The following is a 1,168-nucleotide window of genomic DNA, read 5'->3' on the forward strand; positions in this document are numbered from 1 at the left end:
GTATACGGGGGTTTCTGTTTGATTATTATCCATAGATTCGGTTACCTCAATTCTCGAGAAAATAAATAAATACATATCCATTCCCCGAAAGGGAAAGATCCAATAATCGCTTTGTACGGTGTCCTACTTTTGAGGAGTCTTTTTCTTTTCCTCGGATTTCTCCGGCTCTGCCGGGGCTGCACCGCCACAGGTACCCCCGCCGCCACAGCATCCGCCACTCTTGTTCATCGATTCCTTAATCGCCGAGAAAAATCCTTTCTTCTTCTTTCCTTCTGCCATGATAATTCACCTCAACTGATTCCTTAATTCATACTTCGATACCTTGCATGGTGCCGACCGATATTTAATGGTGAGCAATACGGTAATGTACCGGTGTTCCACAAGCAAATCGCCGGCAAAAACCGGTTCATTTCTGCCCGTGGGATTCATCATATTCGTTGTTCTCACGCACCTTTTTGTCCAAATGTTGCATCGATCCACCGGATCATCTCATCCCGCACCCTGTGGAATCCTGCCCGGACTTCCTCATCGGACCCTTTGAATGCCGAAGGGTCCGTAAAGCTCTGGTGGATTACCTCCTGTGCTCCCGGGAAGAACGGGCAGGCTTTTTGTGCAGAATCACAGACCGTGACGACCGTTTCAATCCCTTTACCAAAGAACTCGTCAATGAGTTTCGACCGGTGCCCGGAAATATCGATCCCGATCTCTTTCATGACTTCAATGGCCATCGGGTGAACACGGGTTACTTCTGTCCCGGCACTGAATGCTTCGTACCGGTCGCCGTACTTTACGTTCATGTAACCTTCCGCCATCTGGGAGCGGGCGGAGTTGTGGGTGCAGATGAACAGGACCTTCTTTTTCATGGATTCTCCAGCCTTGGTCTCGGAATTTTTCCATTTTCCGTCAGGCGATTGTTGCTTTTGCTTTTTCCTGTTGCAGGATCCGGTCCCTCCGCCGTAACGACAGCCACACAATCGCAAGCATGACAGGTATCTCGATGAGAGGGCCGACCACGGTGGAGACTGCGACCATCGGCATAGATGCGAAGGCTGTCAGTGCGATTGCAATGGCCAGCTCAAAGTTCCTGCCGGTGCAGTGGAATCCCATCGTCGCTGCATCCTCGTAGTTATACCCCATACGCCGGGTCGTGTAGTAGACGAGGTGGAAT

General features: G+C 50.5%; 2 protein-coding genes and 1 pseudogene. All 3 read right to left on the reverse strand.

Going from position 1 to position 1,168, the window contains the following annotated elements; translation table 11 throughout:
• Positions 1 to 123 precede the first annotated feature (123 nt).
• The gene (locus CW742_RS14190) at positions 124 to 279 is read right to left on the reverse strand and encodes a hypothetical protein (RefSeq protein WP_292421496.1); all 156 of its coding nucleotides are present in this window, start codon (positions 277 to 279) and stop codon (positions 124 to 126) included.
• A gap of 164 nt (positions 280 to 443) precedes the next feature.
• Entirely contained in the window at positions 444 to 863 is a 420-nt protein-coding gene (locus tag CW742_RS14195; RefSeq protein WP_292421498.1) for an arsenate reductase ArsC, read from the reverse strand.
• A 40-nt stretch (positions 864 to 903) separates the two neighbouring features.
• Positions 904 to 1,168 (reverse strand): annotated as a pseudogene (locus CW742_RS14200) (arsenic resistance protein); the annotation flags it as partial.

Origin of the sequence: Methanoregula sp. (assembly GCF_002835825.1) — an archaeon.
Lineage (GTDB): Archaea > Halobacteriota > Methanomicrobia > Methanomicrobiales > Methanospirillaceae > Methanoregula.

What these genes read in the sequence shown, in the direction of transcription:
- CW742_RS14190 (WP_292421496.1), bottom strand. Translation starts at nt 279, where the DNA reads ATGGCAGAAGGAAAGAAGAAGAAAGGATTTTTCTCGGCGATTAAGGAA.
- CW742_RS14195 (WP_292421498.1), bottom strand. Translation starts at nt 863, where the DNA reads ATGAAAAAGAAGGTCCTGTTCATCTGCACCCACAACTCCGCCCGCTCC.